This window comes from Rhodococcus sp. 05-2256-B1 (assembly GCF_002258465.1).
GTDB lineage: Bacteria > Actinomycetota > Actinomycetes > Mycobacteriales > Mycobacteriaceae > Rhodococcoides > Rhodococcoides fascians.
This window is the reverse complement of the sequence record NZ_NOZA01000041.1, coordinates 28,546-48,433: the sequence shown is the minus strand read 5'-3', so window position 1 is coordinate 48,433 and position 19,888 is coordinate 28,546. Positions and strand designations below refer to the sequence as shown.

15 protein-coding genes are annotated in these 19,888 nt (G+C 65.8%); 3 read left to right on the top strand and 12 right to left on the bottom strand.

Annotation, left to right across the window (positions count from 1 at the left end):
* Positions 1–37: 37 nt before the first annotated feature.
* The 8 genes from CH285_RS25635 to CH285_RS25600 all read right to left on the bottom strand — a co-directional run bounded on the left by CH285_RS25635 (position 38) and on the right by CH285_RS25600 (position 11,516).
* Complete coding sequence (locus CH285_RS25635) at positions 38–1,231, bottom strand: N-acetylmuramoyl-L-alanine amidase (protein ID WP_032371397.1); 1,194 nt, start codon at positions 1,229–1,231, stop codon at positions 38–40.
* Positions 1,232–1,369: 138 nt separating this feature from the next.
* Positions 1,370–1,702 (bottom strand): thioredoxin, encoded by a 333-nt coding sequence (gene trxA / locus CH285_RS25630; protein WP_008711582.1) that lies wholly within the window; start codon positions 1,700–1,702, stop codon positions 1,370–1,372.
* A 46-nt stretch (positions 1,703–1,748) separates the two neighbouring features.
* Positions 1,749–2,738: a thioredoxin-disulfide reductase gene (gene trxB, locus CH285_RS25625; protein WP_032371600.1), complete on the bottom strand. Its 990-nt coding sequence runs from the start codon at positions 2,736–2,738 to the stop codon at positions 1,749–1,751.
* Between the two features lie 125 nt (positions 2,739–2,863).
* Positions 2,864–3,622 carry a hypothetical protein gene (locus CH285_RS25620; RefSeq protein WP_032407746.1) on the bottom strand — a complete coding sequence of 253 codons (759 nt, stop codon included), beginning with the start codon at positions 3,620–3,622 and terminating at the stop codon, positions 2,864–2,866.
* A 59-nt stretch (positions 3,623–3,681) separates the two neighbouring features.
* A complete protein-coding gene (gene sigM, locus CH285_RS25615) occupies positions 3,682–4,263 on the bottom strand; it encodes an RNA polymerase sigma factor SigM (RefSeq protein ID WP_045841535.1) in 582 nt (193 codons plus the stop codon).
* A 100-nt stretch (positions 4,264–4,363) separates the two neighbouring features.
* On the bottom strand, positions 4,364–8,539 hold the full coding sequence (locus CH285_RS25610) for a murein biosynthesis integral membrane protein MurJ (RefSeq protein ID WP_176458623.1): 4,176 nt from the start codon (positions 8,537–8,539) through the stop codon (positions 4,364–4,366).
* On the bottom strand, positions 8,536–10,938 hold the full coding sequence (locus CH285_RS25605) for a DUF6049 family protein (protein ID WP_255032275.1): 2,403 nt from the start codon (positions 10,936–10,938) through the stop codon (positions 8,536–8,538). Before CH285_RS25605 ends, CH285_RS25610 begins: the two co-directional genes overlap by 4 nt.
* A gap of 2 nt (positions 10,939–10,940) precedes the next feature.
* A complete protein-coding gene (locus CH285_RS25600) occupies positions 10,941–11,516 on the bottom strand; it encodes an NUDIX hydrolase (protein ID WP_027495017.1) in 576 nt (191 codons plus the stop codon).
* 101 nt (positions 11,517–11,617) lie between these two features.
* Here CH285_RS25600 and CH285_RS25595 point away from each other — a divergent pair, with 101 nt between their 5' ends.
* Positions 11,618–13,084: a CCA tRNA nucleotidyltransferase gene (locus CH285_RS25595; protein WP_094642754.1), complete on the top strand. Its 1,467-nt coding sequence runs from the start codon at positions 11,618–11,620 to the stop codon at positions 13,082–13,084.
* A gap of 50 nt (positions 13,085–13,134) precedes the next feature.
* On the opposite strand, the gene CH285_RS25590 is transcribed toward CH285_RS25595, so the two are convergent.
* Genes CH285_RS25590 through CH285_RS25580 form a run of 3 tightly spaced genes read right to left on the bottom strand, consistent with a single transcriptional unit; the run spans position 13,135 to position 16,934 of the window.
* The gene (locus CH285_RS25590) at positions 13,135–14,631 is read right to left on the bottom strand and encodes a DUF4185 domain-containing protein (protein WP_094642753.1); all 1,497 of its coding nucleotides are present in this window, start codon (positions 14,629–14,631) and stop codon (positions 13,135–13,137) included.
* A 59-nt stretch (positions 14,632–14,690) separates the two neighbouring features.
* Positions 14,691–15,977 (bottom strand): MFS transporter, encoded by a 1,287-nt coding sequence (locus CH285_RS25585; protein ID WP_032389443.1) that lies wholly within the window; start codon positions 15,975–15,977, stop codon positions 14,691–14,693.
* 24 nt (positions 15,978–16,001) lie between these two features.
* Entirely contained in the window at positions 16,002–16,934 is a 933-nt protein-coding gene (locus CH285_RS25580; protein ID WP_032389442.1) for an NAD-dependent epimerase/dehydratase family protein, read from the bottom strand.
* 117 nt (positions 16,935–17,051) lie between these two features.
* Between CH285_RS25580 and CH285_RS25575 the strand changes: the two genes are divergently transcribed.
* Complete coding sequence (locus CH285_RS25575) at positions 17,052–17,741, top strand: TetR/AcrR family transcriptional regulator (RefSeq protein ID WP_027495021.1); 690 nt, start codon at positions 17,052–17,054, stop codon at positions 17,739–17,741.
* A gap of 54 nt (positions 17,742–17,795) precedes the next feature.
* A complete protein-coding gene (locus tag CH285_RS25570) occupies positions 17,796–18,413 on the top strand; it encodes a YqgE/AlgH family protein (RefSeq protein ID WP_032381871.1) in 618 nt (205 codons plus the stop codon).
* Positions 18,414–18,519: 106 nt separating this feature from the next.
* Here CH285_RS25570 and CH285_RS25565 read toward each other — a convergent pair whose 3' ends face one another.
* Entirely contained in the window at positions 18,520–19,881 is a 1,362-nt protein-coding gene (locus CH285_RS25565) for a glutamate decarboxylase (RefSeq protein ID WP_094642752.1), read from the bottom strand.
* Positions 19,882–19,888: the final 7 nt, after the last annotated feature.

The following is a 19,888-nucleotide window of genomic DNA, read 5'->3' as shown; positions in this document are numbered from 1 at the left end:
ACGACGGGCTCCGACCGGTGGCGCGGGGGCCCGTCGATCAGGGACGGTCGGCGGCGGCGAGTTCCTCGGCCAGTAGTTCAGCGAACGTGAACGTGCCGGTCGGTTGGTCGTCCTGACCCAGGAGGTACAACCGCTTGACGGCGATCAGGATTGCTTCGGCAATGATGTCGCGGAATCGCGGATCGCTCAGTACTTCGACGTCGGATTCGTTGGTGAGGTAGCCGAGGTCTATCTGGATGGTCGGCATGTTGGTGAGCCGCAACAGATCCCACGTGCGGCCGTGACTGCGGCAATCGAGAAGTGGTGTGCGAGCCACGATTTCGCGTTGCACGTAGCTGGTGAGGACCTGGCCGATCATCGAGGTGGATCCGTGCGAGTTACCGAAGTGGAAGCTGGCCACTCCATTGGCCACAGGACTGGTGCTCGACGCGCAGCGCAGCGAGATCATCAGATCTGCGCCCCAGGCGTTGGCGGTCTCCGCGCGGTCGGCCACCGACGGGTTGGTGCCCCGTGCACGAGAGAGGAACGTTTCCATTCCGGTCGCCGCCATTCGGCCTTCGAGACGACTGGCCAGATCCCACAGAATTTCCGATTCGGAGACGCGTCCGAATGTGCCGTCGACGATGCGGCCGGTGTCGGCACCACCGAGATCGGGGTCGATGACGATTCGCTTACCCGTCAACTGTGGGCCGGATTTGCGTACGAGTTCTTCCTCGCTCATCGCGTGGGGCGATCCACCGGTGACGCGGGTTCCGAGGAGGTCGAGTGAACGCAGTGTCGCCGGACCACAGATACCGTCGGGTGCCAGACCGATCTCGCGTTGAAAAGACGACAGGCCCTCGTGCGTCTTTGGACCGAAGAAGCCGTCGACGCGCTCGTTGTAGAAACCGAGGTCCTGCAGGCGTGTCTGCAGGGTAGCGACGTCATCGCCGTACAGCGGAGCGGACAGCTGGTAGATCAGCGTGCGGGCACCGAGGTGGTAGGACGCTTCTTTGAGGGCGCGGTACGTGGCCGGTCCGACGACGCCGTCGACCAGTAAGCCGCGATGCTGCTGGAACGCGCGCACGGCACCGTCGAGGGCCCGGTCGAACACCGATCCTGGGGCCGTCCAGTGGCCGTCGTCCATCGGGCCGGGCGGAACCACGGCCTCGTGGAGGAAACCGAGTGCCGAGAGAGTGCCGCGGACCTCGGCGACGGCGGGTCCGGAATCGCCGTGACTGAGCTCCTGCATCCTGGAAAAACCCTCTCGATCGTCCTGACGGTCAACACGCACTTCGATGCGCTGATGTGCCGACGCAAGCATCGGCACATCAGATGATTGTCGCAGAAAGACAGGCTTCTGCGGCAATCCACACCAAGCGTGGGTGAGTCAGATAACGCCTTCGAGGTCCTTGAGCAGCGCGGCCTTGCCCTTTGCGCCGACGATCTGCTTGACCGGCTTGCCACCCTGGAACAGGATCAGCGTCGGGATGGACATGACCTTGAAGTCCCGAGCCGCCTGCGGGTTGGCATCGATGTCGAGCTTGGCGATGGTCAGCTTGTCCTTGTGCTCGGCAGCGATCTCCTCGAGAACGGGAGCAACCATCTTGCACGGGCCGCACCAGGTGGCCCAGAAGTCGACCAGCACGGGCTTCTCGCTGGTCAGAACGTCGTCGACGAACGACGCGTCGGTGATTGTGACTGTGCTCTTGTCGTCGGACATGTGAATCTCCTCGGTGTGGGTCTGCAACAGGTGGTGGGTCTACCGGTCAGGCGTTGACAGCGTCGACCGGCTGATCGGCGTGCTCGAGTGTGTTGGTGGTGATGTCGCCCTGCTCGGCCAGCCAACGCTCGGCGTCGATGGATGCGGTGCAGCCGGTACCCGCAGCGGTGATGGCCTGCTGGTACACGTGATCGACGAGGTCGCCGGCAGCGAACACCCCTTCGACCGAAGTGGCCGACGTGGGCGATGCGATCTTGACGTATCCGGCATCGTCGAGTTCGACCTGGCCCTTGACCAGTTCGCTGCGAGGATCATGGCCGATCGCCACGAACATCCCGGTGACGTCCAGAGTCGTCTTCTCGCCGGTGACTGCATGTTCCAGAGACAGGCCGGTGACGCTGGTGTCGCCGAGCACTTCGAGAACCTTGGTGTCGGTGAGGAAGCGAATCTTCTCGTTCTTCTTGGCGCGCTCGAGCATGATGCGCGACGCGCGGAACTCGCTGCGGCGGTGCACGATCGTCACGCTGCGGGCGAAGCGCGTGAGGAAGGTTGCCTCCTCCATTGCCGAGTCGCCACCGCCGATGACGGCGATATCCTGGTCGCGGAAGAAGAACCCGTCGCAGGTGGCGCATGCGCTGACGCCGCGTCCGAGGAGCTTCTCCTCACCGGGAATGGAGAGGTACCGAGCGGCTGCACCCATCGCGAGAATGATCGCGCGAGCTCGGTAGGTCTCGCCGCCCGCCGAGACAGTCTTGATCGGCCCGGTCAACTCGAGCTCCTCGACGTCCTCGGTGCGGATGTCGGCACCGAAACGTTGCGCCTGTTCGCGCATCTGTTCCATCAGATCGGGGCCCATGATGCCCTCGCGGAAACCGGGGAAGTTCTCGACCTCGGTCGTCGTCATCAAGGCACCGCCGAACTGGGTTCCCTCGAACAGGATGGGCTCCAGCTCTGCGCGGGCCGCGTAGACACCGGCGGTGTATCCGGCCGGTCCCGAGCCGACGATGATGAGATCGTGAACCTTGGGGGTACTCAATGCAGACCTTCCGATCTTGTGCGGCGTGTTCTTGGCGTCGACGCGAAAGTGCACTGAGCACTGCCTATCGACGTACATCTGGTCAACACCACCCTAGAGGCAGTTGTTCCCCGGTGAGAGATGTGTCAGCCGATATCGCGACGCGTGAGGACGTCGGGATTGCCGCCGCGGCAATCGTTGCCCACTGCCAGAGCGATGAACTGCGCGGGCCCGGCCCCGGCGAGGACGAGGAGAGTTCCCTGTCGGCCGTCGATTCGAACCTGACTGGATCCGAGAACGGCGGCGGCGGGGTCCACGCCGTTGGCGTCGAGACACGCGGCCAGGTCTGCCGGATCCGACAGGCTGCCGGAGTCTCGTTTACCGATGACGGTGAACGCGACGTTCGAGTCGAGATCGGTGGAATCGAGAACGAGGGACGAGTCGGGTGGCGTGGTCCCCGGCTCGGCTACGACGGGATCCGACGTGCCCGGGCTGTGCAGGACGGCGGCGAAGGTGACCGAACCACCCGCGAGAAGTGCTGCAGCAGCGGCGATTCCGACGATCATGTGCCGGTGTGTACGCGCGCTACGTGGAGGTCTGCGAAGCGGAAGGACATCGGCGGTACGGTCCGCCGACTCTGTGTCGGCCAGGGTCTCGAGGGTGCGATCGATCTGCCGGGCGACGTCGGCGGGAACGGGCATCGTGCCCTTCGGATCCTCGCCCAATTCGTGCAGCCGAGCAGTGACGGTGTCCAGTGTCGCCAGTATTCGCATCGCCTCGGCGTCGGCACGCACCAACGGCCACAGCCGACTGCTGACATCCTCGGGTAGCGCATCTGCATGCAGATCGGCCAGCAACTCGGGTGAGAACGGGGCACCGGGTAGAGCGTCGGTGTTCGACGACACGTTCCTGCCTCCCTTCGCCGAGTCTTCTTTCCCTCTCACACGGTTTAGACGCGAGGGGTCTAGATTCGGTTCCCTGCGTCCTTGAGGTATGCGAGCTGCGTCGACAACTTGAGTCTGCCGCGAGCGCATCGACTCTTCACGGTACCGGTGGGAACCCCCAGCAACGCTGCGGCGTCGGCCACCGAGTAGCCCTCCATGTCCACGACGACCACCGCCGCTCGCTGGTCGGGCGGCAGCGTCATCAGGGCCTGTCGGACGAGGATGCTGGTCTCGGATTCGGAGATTCGGTCCCGAGGCGACACCGGTTCGTGACTCTCGTTCTCGCTCAACGGAACCGACGGACGTGCCTTGTTTCGGCGAATGCGATCGAGGCACGCGTTGACGACGATCTTGTGCAACCAACTGCGGACTGCAGCGTCCGCGCGAAACGACCCGGCCGTTCGATGCGCGGAGAGCAACGCCTCCTGCAACGCGTCGGATGCGTCCTCGGGTGTGTAGCTCGTGCGGCGTGCCGTGAGCCACAGGTGTTCCTGATGGCGATGGATCAACGTGGCGAATGCGGTGGGCTCACCGGCTGCATGAGCAGCCAACAATTCCGCATCCGTGCGCTCCCCCAGCGCCGAATCGATACGTTCGGTCATACGAAAACGGCTCCCCCCCGTGTTAACGCATTGGGGGGAGCCTAGGCCATCGATACCGCGAAGTACGAAACGAACGCGATTTGCCTCTGTATCGCCGGTTTTACGTGTCGAAACCGATCCCGGAGATCGAGGTAGCGATGCGGCCACCCTGCTCTCCGAGGGAGGTGATCCACACCAGGACGTTGCCGGTGGGTTCGGTGCCGTCGAGCGCGATGTCGGTGCGGCCGTTCTGCAGAGTGGCTTCACCGAGCAGCGTGGTGTCGCCGAGGCTCGGTGAATCGTTGGGAGCGGACCTGATCTCGACGACCGTTCCCGGCGACGTCGATTCGATCCACGCGTTCTTCAACGTCGACGACGGGATGGTGACGAGCAGTCCGACACCGTTCTTCAGTGCCGGGAACTGCTGGAAGTAGGAGTCGGTGGTCCAGGCCGTGCTGGGGTTGTTGTCGATCACGTTCGATGCCGTGCCCGGGTTGTCTGCAGACCCCTGTGGGGAGAAGACGCTGACATCGCTCATCGCGACGGGCCCTCCCGTCGGCGCCGGGGGCGCAGCGGTGTCGCCGGCCGGCGGTGCGGCAGCCGGGGTCGTCAGTCCGAACTCCTGGCTGTCCAGCGGCGCATCGGTGTTGTCGCCCGCGATGGAGGTGAACAACCAATAGCCGGCGAACGCCAGAATCAGCACCGTCAGAGCGCCGAGAACGGCGATGGCGATGTTGGTTCGCGTCGACTTCGCCTTCTCTGCGGCCAGCTCTTCCGGGTCCGCGAGCGAGTGACCGCTGGCTCCCGGGGCACGCTGGCCCAGTCGCAGTGCCGGCATCAGGTCGGTCTTGTCGTTGACCACCGCGGCCTGATCGAGAACGTGCTGCACCGTCGCGGCGGTGCGAATGCCACTGTTCTGCTCGAGCGCTCGTACCGCGACGGCAGAGATCTCGAACGGAACGTCGGGGCGAATTTCGCGAGGCTCGCGCGGCGCACCCTTGTCGTCCCGATCGGCCGGACGCATGCCGCCGACGCTGCGCAGGGATGCCGCGTCACCGGGAACGACGGCTTCTCCGGTGGTGTCCGACAACGGCCAGCGTGCAGTGATCAGGGCGTAGAGCATGGCACCGAGACCACGGACGTCCGAACTGGAGTCGGCGTCCGCCAGAGTCGCGGGAAACGCCAGGACGGCGTTGCCGCTGGTACTGATGCGTACGCGATCGGGGTGGTCGATCGACAGTGCGCCGCCGCTTCGGTGGGCAGCCTCGGCCGCGGCGGCCAGGACCTTGATCGCACGGGCGGCACCGGTGGGGGCAGGAACCGTATCGGCCATCTCGCGCAGCGAGCGACCGGGAGTCCACTCGGCGACGACGATGCCGCCGGAGCTACCGCGCACCACGTCGAGCACCCGGGCGAGACCGGGAGAGTTGATCCGGCCGAGGCGCAGCGTCCGGGACAGGATTGCCTGCGGGCCCTGAGTGCGGTCGTTGGGTGATGCCGTGGACTGCTGATCGGCATCGACGAACGTCAACGCGACCTCGCGGTCGAGCTTGACGTCGTGGGCCTGCCAGAACTTGAGCCCGCGAGCTCCACCGTGCGGTGCCAACAGGCGGTAGCGTCCCCCGGCCACCGAAGCACCGGGAATCAGCGTCGGTCCGCGAAGGGTGCGCCCGGGGGCGTCCGCGGTGGACTGGTCCTCGGCTGGTTTTTCGGCAGCTTTGTCCGTCGTCGGCTTCGGTGCTACTGGTGTGTCGACTGCCGCCGATTTCTTCGTCGCGTCCACCGGTGTGCTGTCGGTCTTCGGCTCGGCCTTGCTCGCGTCGTCGACCGGCAGCTTCGCCTTCGAGATGGAGACGGTCTTGTCGGACGGCTTGGCCGCCAGCGCGGCCTTGGAGATCGCGATCGTCTGATCCTTGGGAGCGGACGCTTTGGTTTCCTTCTTCTCGGTGGCCTCGGCACTCGACGCTGCCGCCGACTCAGGCGTGCTGGGTGTGCTCGGCTTCTCCGAAGAATCAGGCGCTTTCGGGTCCGCTGTCTTCGACTCGGGTGTTTTCGACGACGCAGCAGACTCGGCCTTCACGGACTCGGTGCGGTCCTGGGTGTCGACTTCGACTCCGCCGCTCGTTCGGTCGGCTTCGTTTGCTGGAGACTGTGCCGGCCCCCCAGCAACATCGTCGTCGGTCACTGTTACTCCTTCAGGCGAATATGCCCCGTGTTGTTCTACAAGCGGTCGACCTGCAGGGGCGTCTGCCCCCGGGTGCCGTTGACCAGGGTACGGGAGTCGATCCCGCGCAGTGTCCCATGTGGGCTCGGTTCGAATAACAGGAATCACGCTGGTTTCCGCGGCAGCCGGATCCGGCACCGAACCGGACGTCGCAGGCTCGGGCGGGGCCGACCGTCCGAGGACCCGGCGGACGAGACGGCTCAACGCGACGGTGACGGCCAGTACTTCGGGAATCTTGCCGAACCACAGGATGGAGAACGTGATGCCGAGCATGATGACGGCGTCCATCGCGACGCGCACGAAGTTGCCGATCCAGCCGTTCGCCATGGCGTCGAATCCGACGATCCGGTCGATGGCGAGCATGGCTGCGCCGCCGGCCAGCGAGGCGATGAGAACCAGCCAGACAGTCTTCCCGACGTTGGCCATCCGCAGGTTGCCGAGGCTCTTGTGCAGCAGGTATCCGCCGATGACGGCACCTGCGGTGTAGCCGAGGCCGGTCGCGGTGCCGAGGAGCAGCACCACTTGTTCCGGATCGGTTGCGACGATCGGGGCGAGCAACGACAGGCCGATCTTGACGGCGGTGATGCCGAGGACGATCCAGGTGGGCGTCCAGGCCTGCTCGCGGGCGTAGAACACGCGCAGGTGGATCAGGACCAGCGCGTACGGGATGAGGGAGAACGCCGACCAGCTCACGGCCTCACCCAGCCGGTTGGCGTCGGGCGCAAACTTGCCGAACCCGTACAGCGCCTCGCCCACCCACGGCCCCGCGAACGTCAAGAACACGACGATCGGGACCATCGCGACCATCGTCAGCCGAGTGGCGACGGAGAGATCGTCGACGACCGAGGGCGTGTCACCGTTGGCGGCATTACGACTGAGTCGGGGCATGATCGCCGTCAGAACCGTGACGCCGAGAATGCCGTACGGCAACTGCAGCACGATCCAGGCCTGGGAATAGATCGTGGGGCTCGCGTCGTCGGCTCCCGACGAGATGTTGGTGGCGACGATCAGACCGATCTGACTGATGACGACGTAGAGCACGATTGCGGCTGCCATCGCGCCGAACTTCTTCAGGCGCGCGTCGAACCCCCAGAGTGGGCGCAGGTCGATCTTCTCGCGGCGAAGCGCAGGGATCAGCGCCAGTACCTGCGTGATGACACCGGTGGTGACGCCGAGGCCGATGATCAACAGCTGCGGGTTCGTCATGTCGACCGGATTGACGGTGATCTCACCCGGCATCAGGAAGTAGATGCCGAACACCGCAAGAACCACGAGGTTGTTGAACACCGGTGCCCACGCACCGGGTTTGAAGTTCTGTCGGGTGTTGAGCACCGCCGTGAGCAAGCCGGAGAGCCCGTAGAACATCAGCGCAGGCAATACCAGATAGGTGAAGGCAATGGTCAGGTCCTCGTTGACCTTCGGATCACCGTTGAGCATCAGACGCGCCAGCAGCGGCGCAGCGATGGTTGCGGCCAACGCCACGGTGCCGAGCAGCGCGACCGCAATGGTGAAGAGGCGTCGGACGAAGTCACGTCCGCCGTCGGCGTCCTCTTGTTCTGCGCGTACCAGGACAGGAACGACGATCGCTCCGAGGACGGCACCGAGCACCAGCTCGGAGATCATGTTCGGCAGAATCGTCGAGACGGTGAATGCGCTGGCCAGGGCGGGGCCGAGGGTGGCCGTCATGGCTACTTGCTTGGCGAATCCAGTGATGCGGCTGACGAGGGTCGCCACCGCAATGGAACCGGAGGCGGCCAGCAACGACTTCTGAGGTCTGGGTTCGGGCTGCGGTGGTGACTCGTTGTGGCCCGGTGGTGTCTGCGGCGGAGGGATGTTTCCCGACGGCGCGGCGGGCGGGTAGTCCTCGTCCCGGAACCGTGGGATGAGCTGAGTTGCGGAGTCGTCCGCTGCCGGTTGACCGTCGAGCGGGGGCGGTGCCGGATAGGAACGCATCTCGGGTCGTGGTTGCCGCTCCCAGGGGGCGGGGCGTGGGGGCGTCGTGCGCCGGAACACCTGCGCTGCGGGCATGCGTGACCGGGGCAGGTCGCCGTCGTACGGCACATTGCCTGTCATGGTCTCTCGTACCCTTCGTCGGCCGGGTCGGGTTGTCCTCGGAATCGGTGCCAGAGTCGTCGGCCTGCCAGCAACAGTAGGAGCGCGCCGGCGCAGGCGGTAATTATCGCGAGAGCTTGACCGTATGCGTTCGATCGAACCGACACCGTCGATACCTCGCCGAGCCGGGTGCCGTCGAGGGTGGTGACGGAGAAGTCGACCGACAGATTGCGTTTGTCGTCCACCTCGGCGGGCACGGTGATGGTTCGCGATCCGCGCGCCGGAAGTTGGGTCACGCCGACGTCGCTGATCGTCATCTCCGGTGGCGCGTCTACTCGGAGGAGCACGTTGACCGGCACCGGTAGGTCGTTGCGGGCCACGAGCAGCAGCGGACTCTGCTCGGAGGCGAGTGTGTAGACGCCGCCCGGAGCCAGCACGGTCACCGATCCGTAGACGGTGTCGAGTCCGACGCGGGTCGCGGTGAGACGGGTGCGTGCCATGGCCGCAGCGTCATCGCCTTCGGCGCTGGCGCGACCCGCGGTCGACAGGGCGCGGAGCATGTCCTCTCGCAACGGGGCGGTGTACAGGCGCGGAGTCAGTGCGGACTGGGGATCCTCGACCAGCGACTGCGCCAGGGTGTCCACGCGTGCGCTCTGCGTTCGGACCGTGTCGATGGCGGACGCATCGAGATCGGTCGGCACATCGATGCTGGTCACCGGGATTCCGGTGGGGGGCTCGGTGATCAGGCCGGGCAGCGGACGAGGCGTCGCCAGGCCCGAACGCAACAGCGAGGACACAGTCGACAGGATTGCCGAGGGTTCGTCTCCTCCCGCGGTCCAGTACTGCGGCGGTGCGACGGTCACCGTGCGGCCGGGTCGATCGGCACCGACGAGGGCGTGGAAATTGATGGCACCGAGGGCGTCCTGCAGCCGTGCGGTGCGAGAGTCGGTGCCCAGGTCGAAGCGTTGATTCGCCGGGGTCAAGGCCGGGGTCGACGGGGTCGTCCCGACGCCGGCCAGTGCCGCGGTGGTCGCCGAGTCGTAGTGGGTGGCGGCCAAGGTGCCGGTCGGATCGGCGGCGGTCGGCGCGGTATCGGTGGACACCAGCAGAGACGTCGGCGAGGACGTGGGTGGGCTGATGCTGTTGTCGGCCACGAGGACGGTCCCGGTTCCCGACGATCTCAGCGCGTCCGCAGCGCCCGCGTCGACGCCGCCGGTGGCACTCCAGGTGAAACCGCGTACCGAGCTGATGCCGAGGATGCCGTCGACGATGTCGGCCGGGGCGGCGACAGCACTGCTGAGCAGCGAGGAATCACCGATGTCGGCGACGGCGGCGAGGTCGGCCTGAGCGAACGGTAGGGCCGTCACGCACGTGTTCGACGCCAGTGCCTCGAGCCGCGTCAACCACTGGGCTGCGGCCCCGCTGCCGGAGCCCTCCCGCGCGGAGCTGGCCGGATCGGCCGGGTTGTCGACGACGAGGTAGCCGCGGGTCATGTTCGAGACGGTGACCAGCAGGTCGGGATCGATGCCGATGCACAGGCTCGACGCCAGTTTGCCGTCGGGATCGAGACCGGGCTGCGTCGCGAATTCCAGGGCTTTGAGCAGGGTGTCGAGCCGACCACCAGCGGCGAGCTGGGTCGCCAGGTCGTCGTCGATCAAACGCACTCGATCGTCGATGGAACCGGGGATTCCGGCTGCGAGACGGGGAATGTCGGCGAGTGGCCACAACACCGTCATCGCTACGGGATTCCGGGTGTTGGGGGGTAGCGGCATCGCGTCGGGCGCTGCGGGGTCGAGCTGACCGGGATTCCGCGGCAGTCCCACGACGGGTAGCAGGAAGCGGGCGTCGTCGAGTCGAGCCGTCCCGCCGTACTCGGGGGTGCCGTTGACGTTGAGAAGTAGGGGGTAAACGCCGGGAGCGTCGATCCCGAGGGAGGGCTCGGTACTGCTTCGTAGCTGCATCGACAGATCGAACTGGCGGCTCTGGTCCTTTTCCAGCGACTCCGCAACCGTGACGAAAGTCCCGACGCGGTCGAATCTTTCCTGGTCGAGGGTGAGCGAGGTCCGCAGACCGGACGTGGTGTCGATGGCCGCCGCACCCTGTAGGCGCACGCTGACGTCGTCGACGCGTCGATCGCCGGTGTTCTTCACCGTCGCGCGAACCGTGACGAACGGATCGCTGCTGGTGGTGACCGTCGAGGGTGCGACCGTGTCGATGCTCAGCGTCAGGAACGGATCGCCGGCCTGCGTCATCGGGGTATCGGGAACGGCGCTGGTCGTGCCGCTGATGTCTCCGGCGGAATCTGGCTGCGCCGTGGCAGTAGGGAGCTGTTGGGGTCCCAGTGCTGCGGTGCCGACGGCCGGCGCTGCAGCGAGGAAAAACGAGGTCAATGCGGCGGCAGCGACCTTCCGGGCCCGCACGATCACTTCCCGCCGGGCGTGGGTGCGTTCGTGTCGCCGCCGGTTGCCTGCTCGCCGTTCATGTCCTCGATGAGGCGGGTGGCGATGGCGGCGAGTTTGCGTTCGTCGGCGTAGGCGAGTCGGGACGGCAGTTCGCTCAGCGGTACCCAGGCGACTTCGGTGACTTCGAGATCCTCGTCGGACAGTTCGCCGCCCAGGAAGCGGAGGAGATAGTGATGAACGGTCTTGTGGACCCGGCGGCCTTCGGTGACGAACCAGTAGTCGATGCTTCCCAGCGACGCCAGCACGGTGCCGCGGATGCCGGTCTCCTCGGCGACCTCGCGCATGGCTGTCTGCTCGGCGGTTTCGCCCTGCTCGATGTGCCCCTTGGGCAGGGACCAGAGCAGGCGTCCGCGCCGGTCGGTGCGGCCGATCAGGGCTGCGCAGCGGGTGGCAGGCGGGCCGTCGAGGCCGTCGACCACCAGGCCTCCGGCAGAGGTTTCTCGGACGGTCCGCAGCTTGGGTGCTTCGGTGTCGGCGCGTGCTTGACGCCGCCGCGGGTTGCGGCGGCTCCTGTTCGCACGTTCGGCAGCAGACACCCGATCCATACTAGTTGCCTCGGCGCCCCGCTCCGGCTTGCCGCACCGTGGCCGATGGCCGAGACGATCCGGTCGGCACTGCGCCAGTAGGCTCTTCCACCGTGGCCGATCAGTCCCTGTCTTCCGTTTCCCCCGAGCACGCCGATGCGCGCCGGGAAAGGTTGCTGGCTGCAGCTGCGGTGACGTTGCGTGAACTCGCGCCGGTATTGACCCCGCTGGGCGCGTTGTTCGCCGCCGCGGGCCACGAGCTCTACCTCGTCGGAGGGTCCGTTCGGGACGCGGTTCTCGGTCGTTTGGGAACCGATCTGGATTTCACCACCGACGCCAGGCCGGAGGTCGTTCAGACGCTGCTGTCCGGGTGGGCGGACCATCAGTGGGACACGGGCATCGCGTTCGGAACGATCAGTGCGGCCAAGGACGGCCAGCAGATCGAGATCACGACGTTCCGCACCGATTCGTACGACCAGGTCTCGCGTAACCCCGAGGTGCAGTACGGCAGCAGCCTCGAAGAAGATCTGATTCGACGCGATTTCACCGTCAACGCCATGGCCGTGCAGTTGGGTGCCGACGGCGTGCAGGAGTTCGTCGATCCGCTCGGCGGCATGGACGCGTTGCTCGAGGGCGTTCTCGATACCCCGTCGGCACCGGAAACATCGTTCGGTGACGATCCGCTGCGGATGCTGCGCGCGGCTCGATTCGTGTCGCAACTCGGTTTCTCGTTGTTGCCGCGGGTGCACAGCGCCATCGTCGACATGGCCGATCAGATCGACCGCATCACCGCCGAGCGCATTCAGGTGGAGCTGGACAAGCTGATTCTCGGTGCCCACCCGATCGAGGGCATCGACGTGATGTGCGAGACCGGTCTGGCTCAGCGCATCATTCCCGAGGTGCCGAACATGAAGCTCGAAATCGACGAGCATCATCAGCACAAGGACGTGTACTGGCATTCGTTGACGGTGCTGAAGCAGGCCATCGATCTCGAGGACGGCGACCCCGATCTCGTATTGCGTTGGGCCGCACTGCTGCACGACATCGGCAAGCCCGATACCAAACGAAACGAGCCCGGCGGCGGCGTCAGCTTTCACCACCACGAGGTCGTCGGGGCCAAGATGGTGCGAAAGCGTATGCGCGCGTTGAAGTATTCGAAGAAGATGATCGAGGACGTCTCGCATCTGGTGTTCCTGCATCTGCGATTCCACGGATACGGCAAGGGTCAGTGGACCGACTCGGCGGTGCGTCGCTACGCCACCGATGCCGGCGAGCTACTGCCCAAGTTGCACAAGCTGGTTCGAGCCGATTCGACCACCAGGAACAAGCGTCGAGCGGCTGCCCTGCAAGCCACTTACGACGATCTCGAAGAGCGCATCGCCCGCATCGCCGAGCAGGAGGACCTGGCGAGGGTTCGTCCCGACCTCGACGGCAACGCGATCATGGAGCTGCTCGGTATCCCCGCCGGTCCCGACGTGGGCAAGGCCTGGAAATACCTGAAGGAACTGCGCCTCGATCGAGGACCACTCTCACGTGAGGACGCCGAAGCTGCGCTGCTCGAGTGGTGGCCGACGCAGTAGCGCGTCCCGCGCACGTGCGCGGAACTTCGTAGCCCACTACGAGCTTCCACTCACGACGAGCGAAGCTCGGCCTCGACGAGATAGACGTTGTAGCTGTCCCACTCCGAGACGGTGAAGTACAGCTCGTTCGCCGTCGACCACGGATGAATGAAGCCGCCGTAGGTCTTGGGGTACTCGGCGGTATCGATCAGGGTGCTCGGGGCGGTCCACTCGCCCTGCGGTGAATTTGCTTCGCGCAGAACGATATCGCCGCGTAACGGATCCAGATACGTCATTCGCCAGAGGTCTCGGGCCTCGTCGTGATGGACCGACAGTTCCCCGGCCATACCGTCGGCGATGGGGGTGGCCTCGTTCGATCCGACGGGAGCCCAGGTGCCGTTCACCCAGTACTGGTAGGCGGTCTTGTTCAGCACGTCTGCCTTCGGGACGCGTGCGAGGCCGACCTGTCCGGCGCGGCCGTTGACGGTGCCGAACATGTACACGTACTCCCCCGCCGGGACCATCGTCGACACCTGGAACTTGGAGAACCCGAAGACGTTGTCCCACTTGGCATGTTCGTCCTTGACCCAGGTGGACCCGTTGTCGTCCGAGTAGGCGATGCCGCCGTAGTTGGTCCACCACATGCCGGGGATCGTGCTCCAGCGCCGGATGGACATGTACGACATGTACTGCCGGTCGTCGATCGCGAACCCGGACGTGGGGATGACCGTGGTCTCCCAATTCTTGATCTTGCGCGAGGGCAAGAGTTCGGCTGCGTGACAGCGGGAGTCCTGCACCATCGAGTCCAGGGTCATACCGTCGGACAGGTCGGTGTCGGTGCTGTGTCCCAGTACGTTCGACCGCCAATCCTTCCCTCCGACCACACCGAATTCCCAACCCTTGCCGAAGGAATCGCCGAAAACGACGGCGACCTCGCCCGGCTTGCTCTCCCACATGATGCCGAGGTCGGTGCCGTCGACCTGCCAGCGCTTGTCGGTGCGGTTCTCCGATCCCGGTCCGGTCAGCTGCGAGACCACCTCGACGTGTCCGACGGCCGGTGCCACCGGCGGTACCGTCGTCGGCCCGGACTCCGCCGCGGTCACGGCGGGTGCCGGCGGCGGGGTTCCCGGAGTTCCACCGGGGCCGGGAATCGGGATGGGAAGGGTCTCGGGCTGCGGGTCGAGCTCGATCCGAGGGAACGGCAGATGGTCTGCCGAGCCGGTGGTGGGCGACTCCGTGGCGTCGGTGAGGTCGGGGCAGGGGTCCGCGCACGGGTCGGTCGACGGCTCGGCCTGGACACGGGTGTTGTTCGGCGGCGGGTCGGGCACCGGCACGAGTTCGATCGACGGATACGGCACGGGGATCACCACACGATCCGGCAACGGCGGCAGCTGCGGCGGATTGCCGGGCCCGACGGGCTCTGGTGGGTAGTCCCTGGGGTCGAATCCGGTTTCTCCACAGAAATTCACCGGCGGCGGCGGGGCCGCGTACGCGGGGGGTGCGGCAAGAACGGCTGTACCTGCGGCAACCGCGATGATGCAGCCGAGCGACGTCGTGCGGCCATGCATGCGGTGCCCCCGTGTTGTCCGACGAAACCTAGCGGTCCGATACGGGAAGATACACCACGTCAGCGCGGTGCGCGCCTCGTGTTGAGTACCGCTGCAACGAAGCCGACGGCGTAGATCCCTGCTCCGACGAACACCAGCGCGTGCGCAGTGGGATCCTGGCTCAGCTCAGTGGCGTCGGGGCCGACGGCGAAGGCGGCCGCGGCGAGGGCACCGACGAACGCCACGTTGAACACGGTGTCCTGCAACGCGAAGACTCGTCCACGATGCGCGTCGTCGATCTCGATCTGCATGGCGGCGTCCCCACTGAGTTTGACGGTCTGCCCGGCGATCCCGAGGAGAAAAGCTCCGAGCAGCAGACTGGTCTGGGTGAGGCCGGAGACGGCACCGACCTGAGCGGCGATGGCCAGGACGAGGGCCGTGGCGATGGTGCGGGTGCGGCCGAACCGCGGGACGGCGAACGGGGCGATGACGGCGGCGAGGAACATTCCGGTGGCCGTGGCTCCGACGGCAATGCCGAAGCCGGCGAGGCCGCCGGGCAGGGAACTCTGCGTGCTCTCCCGCAGCACCAGCACCATGATGAGGGTGTTGATGCCGAACACGATGCGGTGTGCCCCGATGCCGATCATCGCGGTGGTCACGCCCGGCGACCGCCACACCGCCAGGGCACCCGATTTCAGGCCGGCGGCAACATCTTTCAGCGGGTTGCCGGGCCGATCGTCCGTATCGGGACCGAGAGACCGCGGCGCGAACCGTCCGGCCGCAACAGCACCGACCACCGAGCCGGTCGCGGCCAGCCCCACGGCGACACCCGAACCGAGATCCCCCGCTCCGACGGCACCGATCACTGCGACCGCCAGTCCCGCACCGGCCGCCGCGAAACCGGAGCCGACGGTGGCCAGCACCGAGTTCATCGGCACCAGCCACGACTGCCGCACCACATGCGGCAAGGATGCCGACGCGCCCGCGAGGACGAACCGACTGAGCCCCACGGTGGCCAGAGCCAACAGCAGCAGCGGCGTGGCGTCGACCCCGGCACACAGAAGCCCGGCGGTAGCGGTGATGAGAACGATGCGAACGATATTGGCCCACAACAGAACCGATCGACGATCCCAGCGGTCCAACAGCGCACCTGCGAACGGGCCAACCAACGAGTAGGGCACGAGCAGAACAGCGAAACCGGCGGCGATCTCGGCGGGGTTGGTGGCGCGTTCGGGATTGAACAGGATGGCACCGCTCAATGCGGCTTGGAACAATCCATCACCGAACTGGCCGGCGAAACGAACAGTGGTGAGCTTGCCGACGCCCGGGGACTCACGTAGGCGGGTACGAAAGGAGGCGTCGTTCACCGACGGGACTCTATCCCGCGTCGGTCACACCGATACGGCGGGCTTGTCTGCCTTCCACCACGCGATCGTGGCGGCTGTGCCGTCGGCGAGCGGGGTGGGCTCGAGGCCGAGAACGCGCTCGCTGTGGCTGGAATCGAGGATGTAGGGGTCGCGGAACTGGTACAGGGTGTCCCCCAGCTCTTTCATCGGACCGGAAACGAGCCCCAGTGCTCGCATGACCCAAGCCGGCACGACACCGATCTTCGGGGTCGGCAAGTGCGCTGCAGCGGAATACATCTCGATCATCTCCCGCTGAGTCACCGCGGGGGCGGTCGGTGCATGCAGGACGGTGTTCCACGTGGACGGTCGTGCGGCCGCGACGATCATCGCGGCTGCGAAATCCGGCACGTACGTGAAGGAATGGGGTAGGTTCGCGGCCCCGATCACCCGAATGGTCTTACCGGCGAGCACATTGGCGACCACACGTTCTCCCATGTGCGAGACGAGCACCCGTGGGCCGTAGAAGTCGGATGCCGCGATGCTGACGGTGGGGGTCGAGTGAGCGTCGCGTGCGGCCAGGAGTGCGGTGCGCACACCCAGCTTGCGGAACGTGGCGTTTCTGGGCGAGTCCTCGCGAATGGGCCCGTCGACCCGGCCGTAGGCGTAGAGACTTTCGGGGAACACGACGACCGTGCCCGCGGCCGCGTCGAGCACACGTCGTTCCATCGCCTCGAGCTTGTCGCGCCACACCTTGTTCTCGTAGGCGGCGTGGGTGCAGTGATAGATGGCGGTTGCTCCGTCGACCTGCGCTCGGAGCTCGTCGGACTCGATGTCGACCGTTCGCCGTTCGATGTTCGGATGCTGTGGCCCGCTGCCGGACCGAGTGAGGATCCGTACCGTATGTCCCTGCGCGGCAAGCTGTTCGGCGATCGTCCAGCCGACGGGTCCGGCACCGGTGACGACGTGAAGTTCTGACATGGCTACTCCGTTTCGGTAAACGAGAGCGGTGCTCTCTGATGTGTCGAGTGTGCACCTCTGCTCGGAGAAAAGCAAGAGCAGTGCTCTCGGAAAAGAGCGGCAGTTACAGTAGCGAGCATGGCGAGCACTCCGCGTACCCGAGCCCGCGCCCAGACTCTGAGCGACATCACCCGCATCGGACGCGAGCACCTGGCCGCAGACGGTGCTGCTGCCCTGTCGCTTCGCGCGGTCGCCCGAGATCTGGGCGTCGTCTCCTCAGCGGTCTATCGCTACGTCTCGAGCCGGGACGAACTACTGACGTTGCTCGTCGTCGACGCGTATTCCGAGCTGGGCGACGAAGTCGACGCGGCCGTCGACGCGGCGGACGGCCCCGCCGACAAGTTCCGGGCGTTGAGCCGGGCGGTGCGTCGATGGGGACTGCGAGAACCGGCCCGGTACGCGCTGCTCTTCGGCAGCCCCGTACCCGGCTACCACGCGCCCGCCGAACAGACCACCGGCCCGGGGACCCGGGTGATCACCACATTGGTCGCAGTCCTGCAGTCGGCCTGGGACATCCGTCGCCCGGACATCGAATCGGCACCCACCGAGTTGGCGTCGCTGCACGCAAGTTTCGAGGACATCCGCGCCCAGATGGACATGGACCTGCCCGACGAGCTCATCGCATTGGGCGTGATGGTGTGGGCGTCACTGTTCGGTGCGATCAATTTCGACGTGTTCGATCAGTACGGCGCGACGACGTTTGCCGACCGGGACGCGTTGTTCGAGTTCCAGTTGGGGATTCTGACGAAGATTGCCGGGCTCGAGTAGGACCGAGGACTGGCCGTCGTGCTTGTGCCACATCCGGCGGTGTGCGGTGCCACAATGGCTGATGTGGCAGCGCATGCGGAGGAACCCGAGGATCGGACGGCGTCGGCACTGCATGATGTTCGTCCCGGCAGTCTGCTGGTGTCGTCCATCGAACTCGTGGAGCCCACGTTTCGGCGCACCGTCATCTACATCATCGAACACAACGACGCGGGCAGTCTCGGCGTCGTGATCAATCGCCCCAGTGAGACCGCGGTGCAGAACGTGCTGCCCGATTGGTCCGAGCTCGCCGCGAAGCCGCGGGCCCTGTACGTCGGTGGTCCGGTCAAGCGTGATTCGGCACTGTGTCTGGCCACGCTGCGCACCGGTGCGTCGATCGAGGGGGTCGCCGGTCTGCGCCGAGTCGACGGCCGGGTGGTGATGGTCGATCTGGATTCCGACCCCGCAGACATCGCGCCGTACGTGGAGGGTGTGCGTATCTTCGCCGGGTACTCGGGGTGGACATTCGGGCAGCTCGAAGGTGAACTGGACCGAGAAGACTGGATCGTGTTGTCGGCCTTGGCTTCCGATGTGATCGGTCCGCCGCGCGTTGACCTGTGGGCGCAGGTTCTGCGTCGTCAGCCGATGCCGTTGGCGCTGTTGGCATCCCACCCGATCGACGTCGAACGGAACTGAGATCGGCTGCGCCGCACGTGCGCGAAAGTGCCTTCGGGTCGTTCCGCAGGCTCCACTCCCGCCTCGTAGCAGGGGTCGAGTTTCCACTCACGACCCAGGACGCAACCTAGTGCGAAAAAGCCCGCGCGGTCGAGTGTCCGCCTGATTTCAGACCGTCGATCACCTCGTCGATGGCGATGCACAGCATGCGGCCGAGGTCTGCGCTGAAGCCCTCGCGGACGACGATTCTGAGTACGGCGACGTCGGTGGCGTTGTCGGGCATCGTGTACGCCGGCACCTGCCAGCCGCTGGCTCGCAGTTCGTGGGACACGTCGAACACGGTGAACTCGCAGTGCTCCTTCAGCATGAACGACAGGACCGGGATGGCCGATCCGTCGGTGATCACGTCGATATCGGGATGTCCCGCGAGATGAGTGCTGACGCGAACTGCGGTGTCGCGCAGTGCTTTCATGATGTCGGTGTAGCCGGACCGGCCCAGGCGCAGAAAATTGTAGTACTGGCCGATGACCTGATTGCCCGGCCGCGAGAAGTTCAGCGTGAAGGTGGGCATGTCGCCGCCGAGGTAGTTCACGCGGAACACGAGATCCTCGGGCAGGTCTTCTTTGGTCCGCCAGATGGCGAATCCGATTCCCGGATAGGTCAATCCGTACTTGTGTCCGCTGGCGTTGATGGACTTGACCCGAGGCAGACGGAAGTCCCATTCGAGCTCCGGGTACAGAAACGGTACGACGAACCCACCGCTGGCCGCGTCGACGTGAACCGGTACGTCGGGTCCACCGCCGCCGTCGATCTCGTCGAGGACGGCGCAGATTTCCTGTACCGGTTCGAGTTCACCGGTGAACGTGGTGCCGAGAATCGCCACGACGCCGATGGTGTTCTCGTCCACCGCGTCCCGAACCTGCTCCGGGGTGATGACGTAGCGCCCGCGTTCGACGGGCAGGTACTTGGGTTCGACGTCGAAGTAGCGACAGAATTTCTCCCACACCACCTGGACATTGCTGCCCAACACCAGGTTCGGGGTTCCTGTCCCGGCGCCCTTCGCCCGCCAGCGCCACTTGAGCGCCAACCCCGCCAGCATGACTGCTTCACTGGATCCGATGGTCGAGACGCCGGTGGCCGACGACGGGTCCTCGCGGTCGAGGCCGGGTGCGTGGAACAGATCCGCGACGATGTTGACGCAGCGTTCTTCGATGGCCGCGGTGGACGGGTACTCGTCCTTGTCGATCATGTTCTTGTCGAACGTTTCCGCCATCAGCTTTTCGGCCTGCGGATCCATCCAGGTGGTGACGAACGTCGCCAGGTTGAGGCGTGAGCTGCCGTCGAGCATCAGTTCGTCGTGGATGTAGCGGTAGGCGGCGTCGGGGTCGAGTTGATTCTCGGGGAGTCGCAGTGCGGGTACAGGATCGGTGGCGAGCCGGCCGGTGTAGGCGGCAGAGACGACGCCGTCCGTGTGCAGTTTCCTGGGCATTGTCTTC